The 16,086-nt window shown below is 66.0% G+C and carries 18 protein-coding genes; 8 read left to right on the top strand and 10 right to left on the bottom strand.

Annotated features, from left to right (window positions below):
* Positions 1-35 precede the first annotated feature (35 nt).
* Both PSEMAI1_RS0112360 and PSEMAI1_RS0112355 read right to left on the bottom strand, forming a co-directional pair.
* Positions 36-836, bottom strand: coding sequence for a hypothetical protein (locus tag PSEMAI1_RS0112360; RefSeq protein WP_024303176.1), 801 nt, complete (start codon positions 834-836; stop codon positions 36-38).
* Positions 837-893: 57 nt separating this feature from the next.
* Positions 894-2,018: a PQQ-dependent sugar dehydrogenase gene (locus tag PSEMAI1_RS0112355; protein ID WP_024303175.1), complete on the bottom strand. Its 1,125-nt coding sequence runs from the start codon at positions 2,016-2,018 to the stop codon at positions 894-896.
* A 203-nt stretch (positions 2,019-2,221) separates the two neighbouring features.
* On the opposite strand from PSEMAI1_RS0112355, the gene PSEMAI1_RS0112350 reads away from it, so the two are divergent.
* Complete coding sequence (locus PSEMAI1_RS0112350; RefSeq protein ID WP_024303174.1) at positions 2,222-2,527, top strand: hypothetical protein; 306 nt, start codon at positions 2,222-2,224, stop codon at positions 2,525-2,527.
* 68 nt (positions 2,528-2,595) lie between these two features.
* Here the strand turns inward: PSEMAI1_RS0112350 and PSEMAI1_RS0112345 are convergent, their stop codons facing one another.
* Positions 2,596-2,997, bottom strand: a complete 402-nt coding sequence (locus tag PSEMAI1_RS0112345; RefSeq protein ID WP_024303173.1) for a glycine zipper domain-containing protein — start codon at positions 2,995-2,997, stop codon at positions 2,596-2,598.
* Between the two features lie 396 nt (positions 2,998-3,393).
* Here PSEMAI1_RS0112345 and PSEMAI1_RS21795 point away from each other — a divergent pair, with 396 nt between their 5' ends.
* A complete protein-coding gene (locus PSEMAI1_RS21795; RefSeq protein WP_156943128.1) occupies positions 3,394-3,555 on the top strand; it encodes a hypothetical protein in 162 nt (53 codons plus the stop codon).
* Between the two features lie 99 nt (positions 3,556-3,654).
* The gene (locus PSEMAI1_RS0112335) at positions 3,655-3,987 is read left to right on the top strand and encodes a YkgJ family cysteine cluster protein (RefSeq protein WP_024303172.1); all 333 of its coding nucleotides are present in this window, start codon (positions 3,655-3,657) and stop codon (positions 3,985-3,987) included.
* 72 nt (positions 3,988-4,059) lie between these two features.
* Here PSEMAI1_RS0112335 and PSEMAI1_RS0112330 read toward each other — a convergent pair whose 3' ends face one another.
* From PSEMAI1_RS0112330 to PSEMAI1_RS0112320, 3 genes are all read right to left on the bottom strand, one after another.
* Positions 4,060-4,416 (bottom strand): DUF2249 domain-containing protein, encoded by a 357-nt coding sequence (locus PSEMAI1_RS0112330; protein WP_024303171.1) that lies wholly within the window; start codon positions 4,414-4,416, stop codon positions 4,060-4,062.
* Between the two features lie 156 nt (positions 4,417-4,572).
* Positions 4,573-5,880: a DEAD/DEAH box helicase gene (locus PSEMAI1_RS0112325; protein ID WP_024303170.1), complete on the bottom strand. Its 1,308-nt coding sequence runs from the start codon at positions 5,878-5,880 to the stop codon at positions 4,573-4,575.
* 475 nt (positions 5,881-6,355) lie between these two features.
* Positions 6,356-7,258 (bottom strand): NAD(P)-dependent oxidoreductase, encoded by a 903-nt coding sequence (locus PSEMAI1_RS0112320; protein ID WP_084612687.1) that lies wholly within the window; start codon positions 7,256-7,258, stop codon positions 6,356-6,358.
* A 208-nt stretch (positions 7,259-7,466) separates the two neighbouring features.
* Between PSEMAI1_RS0112320 and PSEMAI1_RS0112315 the strand changes: the two genes are divergently transcribed.
* A complete protein-coding gene (locus PSEMAI1_RS0112315; RefSeq protein WP_024303168.1) occupies positions 7,467-8,498 on the top strand; it encodes an EAL domain-containing protein in 1,032 nt (343 codons plus the stop codon).
* Positions 8,499-8,516: 18 nt separating this feature from the next.
* Here PSEMAI1_RS0112315 and PSEMAI1_RS0112310 read toward each other — a convergent pair whose 3' ends face one another.
* The 4 genes from PSEMAI1_RS0112310 to PSEMAI1_RS0112295 all read right to left on the bottom strand — a co-directional run bounded on the left by PSEMAI1_RS0112310 (position 8,517) and on the right by PSEMAI1_RS0112295 (position 12,985).
* Positions 8,517-9,317, bottom strand: coding sequence for a response regulator (locus tag PSEMAI1_RS0112310; RefSeq protein WP_024303167.1), 801 nt, complete (start codon positions 9,315-9,317; stop codon positions 8,517-8,519).
* 89 nt (positions 9,318-9,406) lie between these two features.
* Entirely contained in the window at positions 9,407-10,408 is a 1,002-nt protein-coding gene (locus tag PSEMAI1_RS0112305) for a class 1 fructose-bisphosphatase (protein WP_024303166.1), read from the bottom strand.
* A 133-nt stretch (positions 10,409-10,541) separates the two neighbouring features.
* On the bottom strand, positions 10,542-11,075 hold the full coding sequence (locus PSEMAI1_RS0112300; RefSeq protein ID WP_024303165.1) for a C40 family peptidase: 534 nt from the start codon (positions 11,073-11,075) through the stop codon (positions 10,542-10,544).
* The gene (locus PSEMAI1_RS0112295) at positions 11,072-12,985 is read right to left on the bottom strand and encodes an ATP-binding cassette domain-containing protein (RefSeq protein WP_024303164.1); all 1,914 of its coding nucleotides are present in this window, start codon (positions 12,983-12,985) and stop codon (positions 11,072-11,074) included. Before PSEMAI1_RS0112295 ends, PSEMAI1_RS0112300 begins: the two co-directional genes overlap by 4 nt.
* 171 nt (positions 12,986-13,156) lie before the next feature.
* Between PSEMAI1_RS0112295 and PSEMAI1_RS0112290 the strand changes: the two genes are divergently transcribed.
* From PSEMAI1_RS0112290 to PSEMAI1_RS0112275, 4 genes are read left to right on the top strand one after another with little or no spacing between them, the layout of a single operon-like run.
* On the top strand, positions 13,157-13,510 hold the full coding sequence (locus PSEMAI1_RS0112290; protein WP_024303163.1) for a hypothetical protein: 354 nt from the start codon (positions 13,157-13,159) through the stop codon (positions 13,508-13,510).
* A gap of 9 nt (positions 13,511-13,519) precedes the next feature.
* Positions 13,520-13,978, top strand: a complete 459-nt coding sequence (locus tag PSEMAI1_RS0112285) for a protein YgfX (RefSeq protein ID WP_024303162.1) — start codon at positions 13,520-13,522, stop codon at positions 13,976-13,978.
* A 10-nt stretch (positions 13,979-13,988) separates the two neighbouring features.
* Positions 13,989-15,263, top strand: coding sequence for a bifunctional tetrahydrofolate synthase/dihydrofolate synthase (folC, locus tag PSEMAI1_RS0112280; RefSeq protein ID WP_024303161.1), 1,275 nt, complete (start codon positions 13,989-13,991; stop codon positions 15,261-15,263).
* Positions 15,264-15,270: 7 nt separating this feature from the next.
* On the top strand, positions 15,271-16,086 hold the full coding sequence (locus tag PSEMAI1_RS0112275) for an SPOR domain-containing protein (RefSeq protein ID WP_024303160.1): 816 nt from the start codon (positions 15,271-15,273) through the stop codon (positions 16,084-16,086).

Here is a 16,086-nt window from a genome sequence, read left to right as displayed (position 1 = left end):
CCTGGCGTGGCATCCGGCCTACCCATGCTGGGCGATCATTGCCGTCTCTCCGCTGTGGCCGGGCGCTTGGGCTCGCGTCTCCGCAGCATGCTCACCAATCGATATGCCGCGCCTGCCGCCAGCAGGTGCTTGAGGCTGTGTCCGGAGAGGAGGCTGCCCAGCGTGAACAATTCGGTGTCGAGGCCTTCGGCGACCTTGGAGGCGAAGTAGAGCGCCGCCATCCAGTAGATGTCGCGTTCCCGCGTATAAGGCGAAGGGAACAGCGCCGCGATCAGCAGCACCAGGGCGGCCGTGCCGAACTGCACCGCGACATAGGGCAGCACGTTCTCATTGCCGGCCTGCGCGCTCCAGTGCCAGTAGCCCACGCTGGCCATGCCGAGCGCGGTCAGCGGCAGCAGCAGGCGCTGGCCCGCGGCCAGGTCGATGCGTTCGGAAATCAGCGCCGCCAGCAGCGCCATGAAGCCCATGCTCATCGGCAGCCGGTCCCAGACCAGGCGGGCGTTGTCCGGTGCCAGGTGGTAGTAGACCGAGCCGACGCTGGTCAGCGCGACCGCCAGGAAGAACAGCATGTAGGGCCATTTCTCGGCGGGCCGGGCAAAGGCCGTGGCCGCCTTTGGTCCCAACACAACGACGAGTCCGGCCAAGCCGACCAGCAGAAACGGCAGATTGGTCGCCACGTCGAGGGCGCGCGGCAGGCCGAGCAGCGGGCGCTGGTCGGCGAAGTGATGGTAGGCGAGCGGCTGGGCGACGGGCGGCAGCAGCAAGGAAGCCAGCGCGAAGGCGGCGCCGACGGCGACCAGGATGCCGAGTCGGGCACGGCGCGAGAGACAGGGCATGGCGGCTTTCCTGTTGTCGGGCAAGGGGCATCCTGGCCGCTATGATCGAACGGCCGTTCAGCGGCCTGCCGCCGGGCTGACCCGCACCAGCTTGCCATCGTCCTCGTCGGTAAGCAGGTAGAGGAGGCCGTCCGGTCCGACACGCACGTCGCGTATCCGCCCCAGCATGCCGCGCAGCATCCGTTCTTCCTCCACCACCTTGTCGCCGTTCAGTTTCAGCCGTACCAGCATCTGCCCTCTCAGGGCACCGATCAGCAGGTCGCCCTGCCAGTGGGCGAACGGCTTCCCCTGGTAGAACGCCATGCCGGACGGGGCGATCGACGGCACCCAGACCTTCAGCGGCTGCTCCATGCCGGCCTTGTGCGTGCCCTCGCCGATCGGCAGGCCCAGCCCGTAGGTCTTGCCGTAGGTGATTACCGGCCAGCCGTAGTTGGCGCCGGCGCGGATCACGTTGACCTCGTCGCCACCCTGCGGGCCGTGCTCGTGGGTCCAGACGGCGCCGGTGCGCGGGTTGAGCGCCATGCCCTGCTGGTTGCGGTTGCCGAGGGTGAATTTCTCCGGCTTCCAGCCGGGGCGGCTGGCCCAGGGGTTGTCGGGCGGCACGCTGCCGTCGTCGTTGAGACGGATCACCGAGCCGGCGTGATCGTCGTGCCGCTGGGCGCGATCGTCTTCGCCACGGTCCCCCAGCGACAGGTAGAGCTTGCCGGCGCGGTCGAACAGCAGCCGGCCGCCGTAGTGGCGGTCGGAATCGGAGCGCGGCTGCTGGCGGAAGATCACCGTCAGCTCGCGGAGCGCATGGCCGTCGAGCCGGGCGCGGGCGATCTCGGTGCTGCTGGTCTCGGGCGTGCCGCCAGCGTAGCTCAGGTAGATCAGCCGGTTTTCGGCGAAGCGCGGGTGCGGCAGCACGTCGAACAGCCCGCCCTGACCGATTGCCACCACCGGCGGCACACCGCTGACGGGCTGAGGGTCGAGCCGGCCCCGGGCGTCGAGCAGGCGCAGGCGGCCGACACGCTCGGTCAGCAGCATCCGGCCGTCCGGCAGGAAGGCCAGCGACCACGGGTGATCGAGCCCTCTGGCCAGTTCGGTTAGCTGCAGGGCATAGAGCCGGCTGGGGTAGGGGTTGGCCATAGCGATGCCGCTCAGGCACAGCAGCAGGGCGGCGAGGGCGGAGCGGAAAGACATGGCGGGCTCTCCTGAGAGTTGGACCGGCCGGCACCGGCCCTTGTCATTGATTATGATGGAGAAAGACGGCCTTGCCAGGCCTCGCTTCGTTCAACGTCGGAGAGCTGGCCATGCCCCCATCGCTGCCTGAGTGGAGGAGCGGGGTGGTGCATTTCCGTTCAATCGCAAGGCCCTGGTCGGGCCGCCGGGGCAGGAGAAAAATCATGAAGATGCTGATGATGGCGCATATCCCCCACGAACCGTTCAACCAGCTGGTGCGCGAAGGGAGGGCCGCCGAGGTTATGGCGCAGATCGTGGACGAGATCAAGCCCGAGGCGATTTATTTCACCGAGCAGAACGGCTTGCGGACCGCGGTGGCGGTCATCAACGTCAACGAGTCGAGTGAGATTCCGCGCTATGCCGAGCCATTCTTCCTGCAGTTCGAGGCCGATTGCGAGTTCCGCATCGCGATGACGCCGGCCGATCTCAACCGTGCCGGACTGGAACTCCTGGGCAAGCGCTGGGGCTGAAGGAAAATGTCAGGCAGCAAAAAGGCGGTGCCTTAGGACACCGCCTTCGTTATTGTGGGGGTCTGGATTCAATCGTCGTCATAGTCCCAGCCGCGACGCTCCCAACCACGGTGTTTCCAGTGGTGGCGCTTCCAGTACGGACCAGGGCGGTATTCCACATAGCGTTCGCGCTCGATGATGACCGGGCGCGGGCGGACGTAGATCGGCTCCTCGACCACCACGCGGCGCGGCGGCGCGTAGACCACCGGTGCCGGTTCGTAATAGTAGGGGCGCTGGCTGATCGCGACCCCGGTCGCGGCGCCCAGCGCGCCACCGACGATGGCTCCGTCACGGCCGCCGATGGACGAGCCGATGACGGCGCCGGCGGCACCCCCGAGCGCACCGCCCAGGATGGCATCGGAGTGGCCGGCTTGCGCAGCGGTGGCCACCAGTCCCAGCGACAGTACGGCAATCCATTTTTTCAGCAGCATGATCGTTCTCCCGTCTTGTTGATGAGCCTAGTGTAGGTACTCCGCCGTGGCCGTGGGGTGGGAAACTGTTAGCAAATGTGTAGCGTCGGCGCGGTGATTCCAGCAGGCCGGCCGGTGGAGCAGAGGCAGGGGGAAGGGAGGAGAGCCGGGGCCATGACAAACCCTTGTCGGGAAAGGATTTTGCCGATTCGGCTTCGAATTCAGAAACGGCAGAGAGCGTACAGAAACGGCGCCGAAAGTGTTAACAGTGCTTCATAAAATAGCCGGCCGGCACTGTATCGACCCGGCCACACGGCGGCTGGCGGGCCGGGAGAAGCGGAGAGGCTAGGCGGTGGCGCTCCGCGCCTGGGCGATTTGGCACTGTGCAGCGCGCGAGACCGGCTTTGGAGCCACCCCGTGCAGCGTACCATCGTGCAGGCTGAGCAGGATCTCGTCGGCCGGCGGTTCGACGAACCGATCGACGCCGCCGGCAAGCTGGGCGCGACCGGCGTGGCGCTGAAGGACGAGAGCGATGGAGCTGCATTGGGCATGGAGAAGGGGGATCGGCTGAGCTCTTGACGGCATCGCGGCGGCGCGGAAAAATCTCGCAGCCCGTCTGTGGGCGGGTTGTATGGCGGCATGGTGCCGCCCCGTGCGTTTTGTTTTTCCATCTCCGCCATGAGTGAAAAGAGCAATCCGTGTCTGCACTGCGGCGCCTGCTGCGCCGCCTTCCGCGTCTCGTTCTACTGGGCCGAAGCCGATGATGGCGGCGGCACCGTCCCCAACCATCTCACCGAAAAGATCAACGATTTCCGCCGCTGCATGCGCGGTACCTGGTCCGATTCCCCGCGCTGCGTGGCGTTGCGGGGCGAGGTCGGCGCCGAGGTCAGCTGCGCCATCTATGAGCAGCGCTCGTCGACTTGTCGCGAGTTCGAGGCCTGGACCGAAGCCTGTCATACGGCCAGGCGCAAGCATGGCCTGCCCGAGCTGCCCTTGGCCGATGCGGCTTGATCGACGCCGAGGCGAAAAATAACGCCGGCCCCGCTTGTGCAGGACCGGCGTTCTGGCGTCGGAATGGGAGGCTTAGTGGCCGGAGCAGCCGCAGCCGCCGCCTCCGCCGCCGCAACCGCCACCCTGGGCCGGTACGTCGCCGGCAGCTTGCTGTTGGCCGTCGGCGGCCTGTTCGCCCAGCTGCACCTTGAAATCGATTACGATCTGGCCCGGTTCGCGGGAGACGTAGCTGAAGGTGAGCTGGTGGCCGTAGCGCTGACGCAGTTGATCCAGCAGCGGCAGCGGGTCATGGTCGTTGATGAAACGCATGGTGTCGCCGTCGTACAGCGATTCGATGGCGCCGAAAATGGCGGCATGACGGAAGCGCTTGGCAACACCGCGTGCGTCGAAGGGGAAGACGTTGTTGTCGAGAACGGGCAGTTCGCTCATGGTCGGGTTCCTGTCGTGTGGGTGAACAGGTGGCAGCATGCCCGTGTCGAGGCACAGCATCCTTGAGCGAGGATAAGAAAATCGCGAGCTGGAACGGCGGGCAAGAAAAATGGCGACCGGAGTCGCCATTTTTCATTACTGCGTGCCGCTTGGTGCTTAGTCGGCTGCGCGGTTACGGTTGCCATAGCCACCGCCGCTGCCGCCCTGGCGCGGACCGCGGTTGCCGTAGCCGCCGTTGCCGCCCGGCTTGCGGTTGTTGCCGCCGTAGCCGCCCCGACGCTCACCCGGCTTGCCGCCGGCACGGCGCGGGCCGCCCTTCGGCGGGCGACGGGTCGGCTCCATGCCTTCGATCACGCCTTCGGTGATCTGGCGCTTCAGGTACTGCTCGATGCGGCGCACCTTGTGGAATTCCTTGGACTCGGCCAAGGTGATCGCCACGCCGTCGCGGCCGGCACGGCCGGTACGGCCGATGCGGTGCACGTAGTCCTCGGCCTGCTTCGGCAGGTCGTAGTTCACCACGTGGGTGATGGTCGGCACGTCGATGCCGCGCGCCGCCACGTCGGTGGCGACCAGGATGCGCACGCGGCCGCGGCGCAGGTCGTTCAGGGTGCGGTTACGCCAGTTCTGCGGCATGTCGCCATGCAGGCAGGCGGCGGCGTAGCCCTGGTCCGACAGCTTGTCGGCCAGCTCTTCGGAACCGATCTTGGTGGCGGTGAAGATCACCGCCTGGTCGAAGCCGGCTTCCTTCAGGATGTGGTCGAGCAGGCGTTCCTTGTGACGGTTGTCGTCGGCGTACAGCAGGTGCTCTTCGATGTTGCCGCCGGTCTCTTCGCGGGCGATCTCGATGCGCTGCGGATTGCGGGTCAGCTTCTGCGCCAGTTTGCCGACGGTGCCGTCCAGCGTGGCCGAGAACAGCACGGTCTGACGGCTTTCCGGGGTGGCCTTGACGATGGTCTCGATGTCTTCGATGAAGCCCATGTCCAGCATGCGGTCGGCTTCGTCGAGAATCAGCATCTCCAGGCGCGAGAAATCGACGCGGCCGGAGCGCATGTGGTCCATCAGGCGGCCCGGGGTGGCGACCATCAGGTCGACCGGACGGCTCATGGCACGGATCTGGTAGCCGAACGAGGAGCCGCCGACCAGGCACACGGTGCGCAGCCAACGCAGCTGGCTGCCGTATTCGGTGGCGTTCTTTTCCACCTGCTGGGCCAGTTCGCGGGTCGGGGTCAGCACCAGGATGCGCGGGCCTTGGCCGGTGCCAGTGGAGCGCTGGATCAATTTCTGCAGCGAAGGCAGCAGGAAGGCCGCGGTCTTGCCGCTACCAGTCTGTGCCGAAACCAGCAGGTCGTGCCCTTCCAGCGCGGCCGGAATCGAGGCGGCCTGTACCGGGGTCGGGGTGGTGTAACCAGCGGTGTCGAGTGCAGAGGTAATAGCGGGGGCGAGGCCCAGATCAGCAAAATGCATGATGTCCTTTCAGTGCCGGCATGTCCGGCGTCACTTGGCCTGGTATAGGCGGAATTCGGTGACCATCTTCAGAATCGGGTCACCCGACTCATCGGCACTAACCAAGCAAGCGGCGAACAGCGGTCCGGAAAAGGAGCATTCCGTGGACGAAGCCTGAAATAGCGGTCAGGGACGATGAAACTCTGTTTGAGCGGGGCAAAGGCGTGAACTGCTAAAACTGCTGAGGGAGAACGACGAAGAAGCCCGGCTGAAACTTCAAGAGACCGGATAGTACGGGAAAAAAAGCTGCCTGACAAGTTTTTTCGCCAAACAGCCTTGCTAAGTGATTGATTTGCGTGTGTCTTGTCGGGAGCAGTCGGAAAATTTCACTCCACAGCCCCTCGCCGAGGCAGCCATGGCGCAAGTCAGGAGCGCTCGTCGCCCTGCCGCCAGCGGTACTCCGCCGCGCACCACCCCCGGTAGGGCAGGCGCTTGCTCAGGGCTCCCGGTACAGTTGCACCACGGTGCTCAAATCGGCCTGGGCGTGGCCCTGGCCGGCGTGCAGGCGCATCAACTGGTCGGCCAGCGCGGCCAGCGGCGAACTGGCGCCGGCCTCGCGCGCTAGCTTCACCGCGTTGTCGAGGTCCTTGAGCAAGGTGGCTACCTTCCACTGCACCGGCTCGAAGTTCCGGTCGGCCATGCGCGGCGCCAGGATTTGCAGCGGCAGCGAGTCGGCGAAGCCGCCCGCCAGCGCCGGGGCCAACAGCGAAGCGTCGACGCCGGATTTCTCGGCCAGCGATACCGCCTCGGCGATCAGGAGCGCGTTGGTAGCGACGATCAGCTGGTTGCACACCTTGGTGACCTGTCCGGCGCCGACCTCGCCCATGCGCGTCAGCCGTTGCGCCAGCGCGCTGGCCAGGGGGCGCAGGCGGACGATATCGTCCTCAAGCCCGCCGGCCATGATCACCAGCTGGCCGCTTTCCGCGCCGCGCACACCGCCCGACACCGGCGCGTCGACCCAGCGCATGCCGCATTGCGTCTCCAGTCGCGCCGCCATCTCGCGCGTGGCGCTGGACTCGATGCTGGAAAAATCCACCAGCAGCTGTCCCGGCCGACCGTGCGCGGCGATGCCATCCGCGCCGAACACCACCGCTTCCACGGCCTGCGTGTCCGACACGCAGCTCATCAGCAACGTGCTGTTTTGCGTCAGTTCGGCCAGGCTGGCAGCGATGTGGGCGCCGTGCACGGCCATCGCCTGACATTTTTCCGGGCTGCGGTTCCAGACGGTGACATGATGCCCTGCGGCGAGCAGGCGCCTGACCATGGGCTGCCCCATCAGACCCAGCCCGACAAATCCGATCCGTTCCATGTGGTGTTCCTGTTGCGGGAAGGCGTTCATGGTAGCGGGCCGGGCGGCCGGCTGTCATCGGGTCGTTCGCCAGGCCGCCGGTCTGGAACCGGTCACTGTAAACAGATAAAACCCAATCGGGCTTTATCTGCGATGAATGTGACATTATCCTGAGAGCACGCCATCCACAGCGGGATGGCGGTAGCGCAACACCATGCTGGGCGAGCAGGATGAATCATGTCACGGGGCGAGAGGCGGAATGCGCAAATTGAAAATGGTGTGGGGCCGGGCGCTGTTGGGGGCTCCCGCGTGGGGCGTCTATCTTGCGGCCGTGGCACTGTGCGTGCTGACCGGTTTGCTGCTGGTGCTGCTGGAGACACGGCTGGCCGGCAGCCTGCGCGGCTGGTTGGCCCCGCTGTCGATGTCGCTGCTGGCAGGAGGTTTTCTGGGCTGGGCCATCAACAGCTCCAAGGATAGCCGCAACTCCAATAACTGGGAAATCGCCCAGGGTCTGCGCAAGCGCGAATTCTTCGTCCATTACCAGCCCATCGTGACGGCAAATTCCGGCCATTGCATCGGCGTCGAGGTGCTGGCGCGCTGGCGCCATCCGGTGCAGGGCTTCATCCCCTCGCAGCTGTTCATTCCGGCGGCCGAAGAGGCCGGCCTGATCGTGGCCTTGACCCGCTACCTGTTGCGCTGCGTCGGCCATGAGCTGGGGCAGATCATGCTGCCGCCCGGCTTCGTGGTCGGCGTGAACATCTCCGCCAGCCATCTGACCACCCGCGACATCATCGAGGACTGCCGGCTGCTGCTGTCGGTGCTGAAGGACAAGCAGATTCGGCTGGTATTGGAAGTGTCGGAACGGGTCGCGCTGGAAGAGCACGAGGAGAGCCTCAAGGTGGTGCAGGAGCTCAAGGCCATGGGCATCCAGCTGGCACTGGACGACTTCGGCGCCGGCCACGCCGATCGCCAATACCTGCAGAAATGGGGCTTCGACTACCTCAAGGTGGAAAAGGGCTATGTCTCGGCCATCGGCAAGGACAGTTTCCGCAGTAACATCCTCGACGGCATCCTGGTCAACGCCAACCAGCTCGGACTCAAGGTCGTGGTCAAGGGGGTGGAAACCCAGGGCCAGCAGAGTTATCTCCACGCCAAGGGTTTCCAGTACCTGCAGGGCTTCTTCTTCGGCAAGCCGATGACGTTGAACCACTTCCGCCGCTGGCTCTACGCCGAAGTCGCGCACGAGGCCGAGTCGCCCCGTCCGGCGGCATCGCGGGCGGAGGGCGCCTGACGCGGCCAGTACGCCGGGCTAGACCCGTTCGGCGACGAACTGCCGTACCAACTGGCGGATCACGGCGGTGTCGAACGGTTTGTCGCACACCGCCGACACCCCGGCATCCTGCACCGCCGCCAGCCGGCGCTGGTCGGTTTCGCTCGATACCATGAGGATCGGCACGGTGAACTGCATGCTCTGGGTGCGGATGTACTCGACCAGCGCTTTGCCGTCCATGTGCGGCATGTTGTAGTCGGTCACCACCAGGTCGAAGTGGGTGGCGTTGATCAGCGGCACCGCTTCGCTGCCGTCCTCGGCCTCGGCGATCTGCCGGAAACCGATCTGCTCCAGCACGGTGCGGATCAGGCGGCGCGAGGTCGCGCTGTCGTCGACGATCAGTGCCTTCATCGAAGCGAAATCCTCGTCGCCGTCGATCAGCGTCGGGTCGCCGTTGAGGTACTCCAGCACGTTGCCCAGCGCCTTGTCGAGCTGGGCAGTGGTGAACGGCTTGGGCAGTATCGCCAGCGCGCCGGCCTGGCGCACCGGGTTGAGGTAGTGCGGCTTGGTCTCGCTGGACACCAGGATGAAGGGCCGATCCAGGTGGGCAGGCTGGGCGCGCAGGGCATAGACCAGTTCGGTGCCGGTCATGTCGGGTAGGTAGAGCGCGCTGATGACCACGTCGGGCGCATGCTGTTGCAGGTGCTGCAACAAGGCTTGGCCGTCGTGGAACACCTCGATGTGGCGGATGCCCAGTTCGCTCAGGGCGTGACGGATGATCTGGGCCTGCAGCGAAGAGGGCTCAGCCAAGGCGATGGTCAGGTGCTGGGGGTGCGGCACGTTGGGCATCCTCGCGGCGTGGGAGTGGTGAGGTCCCGGCCGGCGTCGAGCCGGCCGGAAAAAAGCCCGTGCCAGGCACGGGCTGGGTCTTACTGCGCGTGGTAGCGCGTGACGAGTTCGACCTCTTCCTTCGAGCCGAGGAACACCGCGACACGCTCGTGCAGCTTGGTGGGCTGGATGTCGAGGATGCGCTGGTGGCCGTTGGTGGCGGCGCCGCCGGCCTGCTCGATGATGAAGGCCATCGGGTTGCCTTCGTACATCAGGCGCAGCTTGCCCGCCTTGGACGGGTCGCGCGCGTCCTTCGGGTACATGAAGATGCCGCCACGGGTGATGATGCGGTGCACTTCGGCTACCATCGACGCCACCCAGCGCATGTTGAAGTCCTTGCCGCGCGGCCCGGTGGTGCCGGCCAGCAACTCGCCCACGTAGCGCTGCACCGGTGCTTCCCAGTGGCGCATGTTGGACATGTTGATGGCGAATTCCTTCGTCGCCTCCGGCACGTGCATGTCCGGGTGGGTCAGCACGAAGCTGCCGTTCTCGCGGTCCAGCGTGAAACCGTGCACGCCGTTGCCGAAAGTCAGCACCAGCATGGTTTGCGGGCCGTACACGGTGTAGCCGGCGGCCACTTGGCGGCTGCCCGGCTGAAGGAAGTCGGCCTCGGTCGGCTGGGTCACGCCTTCGGGGCAGCGCAGCACCGAGAAGATGGTGCCAACCGAGATGTTGACGTCGATATTGGAGGAACCGTCGAGCGGATCGAACAGCAGCAGGTACTCGCCTTTCGGGTATTCGCCCGGGATGAGGTGGGGCAGGTCCATCTCTTCCGACGCCATCGCCGCCAGGCTGCCGCCCCATTCGTTGGCTTCCAGCAGCACGTCGTTGGCGATCACGTCCAGCTTCTTCTGCGCCTCGCCCTGTACGTTGCCGGTACCGGCCTCGCCCAGCACGCCCGACAGCGCGCCTTTGTGCACGGAATGGCTGATGGCCTTACAGGTGCGGGCGATGGTTTCGATCAGAAAGCGCAGTTCCGGCGGGATGGTACCCTGCTTGCGCTGCTGCTCGATCAGGAAACGGCTGAGGGTGGTATGACTCATGGATATCCTCTGTGTCGGTGTGGGTCGCCGCCGGGGCATGTCGGGCCGGCGGGAAGAATAGGGCGCATTATAACGCTTCGTCAGGGCTTGCTGTTAGCGTGGCCAGGATGCAACCTGGCGTCCCAGTCGCGCATCAGTCAAACAGGGTGCGTGCGCCTTCGAAGCGCGCGGCGAAGTAGCGGTTGTCGAGGCGCTCGACGCGGATGGTGCTATTGCTGCGCGGCGCATGCACGAACTTGCCGTCGCCGATGTAGATGCCCATGTGGGAGAACGGCCGGTTCATCGTGTTGAAGAATACCAGGTCGCCGACCTGCATCCGGCTGGTCTCGATCGGCCGCGCCACGCTGGCGATCTGCGCCGCGTTGTGCGGCAACTTCACGCCGACGGCGTTCTGGTAGATGTAACTGACCATGCCGCTGCAGTCGAGTCCGGCCTCCGGGTTGTTGCCGCCGAAGCGGTAGTCGAGGTCAAGAAGGCCCAGTGTGTACATCAGGATCTCGCGCCCGGCACCGTCCGCCGTGAGTCCCGTCAGGGCCGGGCTTGTGGCCGGCCGGGGCTTGGCGGAGGAGGGCTTCCGGGGCGGGGCGCTGCTGCATCCTGCCAAGGAGAGGGCCAGCGCGGCGATCGACGCGGTGACGACAGTGGCGGAAGGCCAGCGTGAACTCATCCCTGTTTGCTTTCCAGTTCTTCCCAGCGTGCCAGCTTCTCCAGCAGCAGTTCATCGATCTGTTCGATGCGTTGCTGCCAGGCGATGGCCTCGCGCGGGGTGTCGCGGTAACAGTTGGGGTCGAGCAGCTTCTGGTTGAGCTCGGCTTGTTCGGCTTCCAGCGTGGCGATCAGCTCGGGTAGGCCGGCCAGCTCGCGCGTTTCGTTGTAGGACAGCTTGGTGCGGCCGCTTTTGGGCTTATCCTGGGGCTTCTCCTGGCGCGGCGCCGGTGCCTTAGGGGCCGGTTCGGTCGGCTTCAGCGCCGCCATGCGTGCCTTGGTGTCGACCCAGTCCTGGTAGCCGCCGGGGTACTCTTCCAGCCTGCCGTCGCCCTCGAAGGCGATCACCTGGGTTACCACGTTGTCGAGGAAGGCGCGGTCGTGGCTCACCAGGAACACCGTGCCGCTGTACTTGTCGATGACGTCTTCCAGCAGTTCCAGCGTGTCGATGTCGAGGTCGTTGGTCGGTTCGTCCAGCACCAGCACGTTGGCCGGGCGGGTGAACAGGCGCGCCAGCAGCAAACGATTGCGCTCGCCGCCAGAGAGCGAGCGCACCGGGCTACGGGCGCGTTGCGGCGAGAACAGGAAGTCCTCCAGGTAGCTCATCACGTGCTTCTTCTGCCCGGCGATCTCGACGAAGTCGTTGCCCTGGCTGATCACGTCGGCCACGCTCATGTCCTCGTCCAGTTGTTCGCGGAACTGGTCGAAGTAGGCGATCTCGAGCTTGCTGCCCTGCTTGACGCTGCCTGTGTCCGGCGCCAGTTCGCCGAGGATCATCTTCAGCAGAGTGGTCTTGCCGACGCCGTTGGGGCCGATCAGGCCGATCTTGTCGCCGCGCAGGATGCGGGTGGTGAAGTCGCGTACGATGAGCTTGTCTCCAAAGCTCTTGCCGACGTGTTCCAGTTCCGCCACCAGCTTGCCCGAGCGCTCGCCGGCGTCGAGCTGGAAGTTGACCTGGCCCACGCGCTCGCGCCGTGCCGCACGCTCGCGGCGGATCTGCTCCAGCCGGCGCACGCGGCCCTCGTTGCGGGTGCGGCGCGCCTCGATGCCCTTGCGGATCCACACCTCTTCCTGGGCGTGGAACTTGTCGAACAGGCGGTTCTGCTCCTCCTCCACCGCCAGCTCCTCGGCCTTCTTGGTCTGGTAGGCGGAAAAGCTGCCCGGATAGCTGCGCAGGATGCCGCGGTCGAGCTCGATGATGCGTGTGGCGACGTTGTCGAGGAAGCGGCGGTCGTGGGTGATCAGCAGCACGCTGCCGGCGAAGTTCTTCAGTAGCGTCTCCAGCCACTCGATCGCCGCCACGTCCAGGTGGTTGGTCGGCTCGTCCAGCAGCAGCACGTCCGGCTTGGCGGCCAGGGCGCGAGCCAGCGCTACGCGTTTTTTCCAGCCGCCCGACAGTGCGCTGATGCGGGTGTCGGCGTCGAGCCCGAGGTGGGAGAGGGTGGCGCCGATCAACGCGTCGAACTGCCAGCCGTTGCGCGCCTCCAGCTCATGCTGGATACGCTCCATCTCGGCCAGCAAGGCCTCATGGTCGGCTGCCGGGTCGGTCAGCGCCTGGGTCGCCTTGTGATAGCCGGTCAGCAGCGCCTTGAGATCGCCCAGGCCCTCGGCCACGGCCTCGAACACCGTGTGCTCGGGGTTGAACTCCGGCTCCTGCGGTACGTAGGCCACGCGCACGTCGCCTTTGATGTTGATGCGGCCGTCGTCCAGCGCCACCGTGCCGGCGATGCTCTTGAGCAAGGACGACTTGCCGGCGCCGTTGCGGCCGATCAGCCCGACCACCTCGCCGGGCTCCAGAACGAAATCCACCTTGTCCAACAGCGCGTTGTGTCCGAAAGCCAGGCAGGCCTTGTCGACCGTGATGAGAGCCATGAGTCTGCAATGATCCAGAGATGCCAGTAATGCGGCGGATTGTAGCACGCCCGCCAAGTCTCCTTCGCCTCTGGCCGGCCGGGCTGTTACAATGCGCGCCTTGATGGGGCCGGTTCCTGACCGGCCCCGATGGCCCGGCCGCGCCCGGGCTGCGTTAGCGAAAGGAATTCCATGTATTTCGTCGATCGATCCGTCGCCGTCATCAAGCCCAAAGAACCGTTCCTGAACTGGCTCAACAACGTGCCTGGCAACGATATGGATCTCACGCTCGACAGCCTGCGCGCCGACTGCACCGTGATCCTGCTGCCGGAATTCACCGATCCGGAAGAGGGCGTGTCGCGCATCGACGACATGTACGAGCAACTGTTCAAGATGGAACTGGCCTCGTGGTACGAGGACGAGGCCTTGTGGCCGGCCGAGCGCTCGTTGAAGACTTTCTGGGAGTGGTTCGACGTCGAAATCCACTCCACCGTGCTCGACAGCGTCGACGAAGACATCCACAACTATCCCGCCGCCGAACTCTGAGAGCTGCACATGTCCTCGCGCCAGCGCACCGTGCCGCCGTTCGCCGTGGAGCTCAGACCTTCGCGGATCTGGCTCGCGCTGCTGAGCGGCAGTGTCTTGGTGCTGGCCGTGGCCAGTCTGTGCTACCTGCCGCTCCGGACCGCCGCCTGCCTGCTGCTGCCCTTGCCCGGCGTGCTGTGGTACGGCCTGCGCCACGACGGCTGGTGGCCGTCGCGGCAGCGCATCGGCCGGATCGAGGTCTCCCCCGAGGGGCAGCTGGCGGTCTGGTTCGGCCCGTTCTCGGTGGAGGCCAGCGTCGACGACGACAGCGTGATCACCCCCTGGCTGGTGGTGCTGAACCTGAGCCTGGAGGAGCGCCGCCGCTCCCTGGTGCTGTGGCCCGACTCCGCCGAGCGGGAATCCTTGCGCGCCTTGCGGGTCTATCTGCGCTGGTTCCATGCGCGAGAGCCCGCCTCCGCGCCGATCTGAATACACAATCATGACACACACACTCCCGACCACGCTTCCCGACTGGCTGACCCGCCTGGAAAGCCTGCACCCTTCCGCCATCGACATGGGGCTTGAGCGCGTCCGCCGCGTGCGCGATGTCATGGGGCTGCATCCCTCCTGTCCGGTGGTGCTGGTCGCCGGCACCAACGGCAAGGGCTCGGTCTGCGCCATGCTCTCCACCATGCTCCACCGTGCCGGCTTCAAGGTGGGCACCTATACCTCGCCGCACCTGTTGCGCTACAACGAGCGCGTTGCCATCGACATGCAGCCGGTCGACGACGAACTGATCGTGCAGGGCTTCGAAGCGGTGGAAGCGGCACGTGGTGACACCTCGCTGACCTATTTCGAATTCGGCACCCTCGGCGCCGTCAAGACCTTCGTCGACCAGCAGGTCGACGTGATGGTGCTGGAAGTGGGCCTGGGCGGCAGGCTGGACGCCGTCAACGTGTTCGAGCCGGACGTCTCGGTGGTGGTCAGCGTGGACCTCGACCATCAGGCCATCCTGGGCGACAACCGCGAGGACATCGGCTTCGAGAAGGCCGGCGTGTTCCGTGCCGGCAAGCCGGCGATCTGTGCCGACGCCAACCCGCCGCAGCGCCTGCTCGACCATGCCGCGGCGATCGGGGCCGATCTCAAGCTCTACGGCCGCGATTTCGGCTTCAGCAAGCTGGAGAACCAGTGGTCGTTCCGCATGGGCGACGTCTACCGCCATGCCCTGCCGTTCCCGGCGCTGCGCGGCAGCTACCAACTGGTCAACGCCTCCACCGCGCTGGCGGTGCTGGAATGCTTGAAGGAAAAACTGCCGGTCGGCATCGGCGCAGTCAAGCGCGGCCTGCTCGAAGTGGATTGGCCGGGACGCTTCCAGGTGCTGCCGGGGCGTCCCCTGACCATCCTTGACGTCGGCCACAACCCGCACGCGGTCCAGGCCATGGTCGCCAACCTGAAGAAGCTCGCCTTCGCCGAAAACCGCTATGCGGTGTTCTCGATGCTGTCCGACAAGGATCTCGATACGGTGGTGGCGCTGGCCAGGGACGAGTTCGACGGCTGGTTCGTCGGCGGCCTCGACATGCCGCGCGGGCAGAGCGGGGCGCAGCTCGCCGAGCGCCTGGCCGCCCTGGGAGTGCGCAACGTGAAAACGTACGACACGGTCGCCGAAGCCTGGGGCGCTGCCTTATCGGCGGCCGGGGAAAATGATAGAATCGTCGCATTCGGCTCGTTCCACACCGTCGCCGCGGTGCTCGAGGCGCGCCATCACACATCCTGAGGAAGGCATGCCCGGACTGTCCACCCATGAGGAACTGATTCTGCTGCGCAAGCGCGCGCGCCGCCGCCTGGTCGGCGCCATCGTGCTGGTGCTGATCTCGACCGTGGTGTTGTGGCAGGTGGTCGGCAGCGTGCCGGAGCAGCAGATGAAGCCGGAATCGGTCGAGATCGTCGGCCAGAAATCCCCGGAAACGGCTCCTGCCCCCGCCGTGCCGGCTCCGGAAGCCGTGCTGGCGCCGAGCGCCGAAGCCGTGCCGCAAGAGAATCGCACCGCGTCGGCCGCTACCGTGACACAACTGCCGGCCCAACTCGATGATGCCGGGCCGGCCGCGACCGCACAGCCCGCTGCCAAGCCGCAGCCTGCTGCCGCCCCCCCGGTCGTTGCCAAGGCCGAACCCAAGGCGGCGGTCAAAGAGGAAGCCAAGCCCCTTCCCAGGGCCGAGCCCAAGCCGGAATCCAGGCCGGAACCCAAGAAAGCCGAAGCCCCTGCGCCCAGAAAGGTCGACCCCGCCGCCATTCTCGAAGGCCGCGTCGAGGCCGAACCGACGGCGGCCAAGCCCGCCCCCAAGGCTGAGAGCAAGCCTGAGGCCGGCAAGGGTAACGTGGTGATCCAGCTCGCCGCGCTGTCCGATCCGGGCAAGGCGGAGGCCCTGAAGGCCCGCCTGTCCGGGTTGGGCGTGACTGCGCATTTCAGCAAGGTGGAGACCAGCAAGGGCAACGTTACCCGCGTCCGTGTCGGCCCCTTCGGCTCCCGTGCCGAGGCGGAGAGCATTTTGAAGAAACTCTCCAGTGCCGGCGTCACGGGCATCATTGTGAGCCGCTAA

This window comes from Pseudogulbenkiania sp. MAI-1 (genome assembly GCF_000527175.1).
GTDB lineage: Bacteria > Pseudomonadota > Gammaproteobacteria > Burkholderiales > Chromobacteriaceae > Pseudogulbenkiania.
The sequence above is the reverse complement of the archived record's forward strand: the minus strand, read 5'-3'. Positions and strand labels throughout refer to the sequence as shown.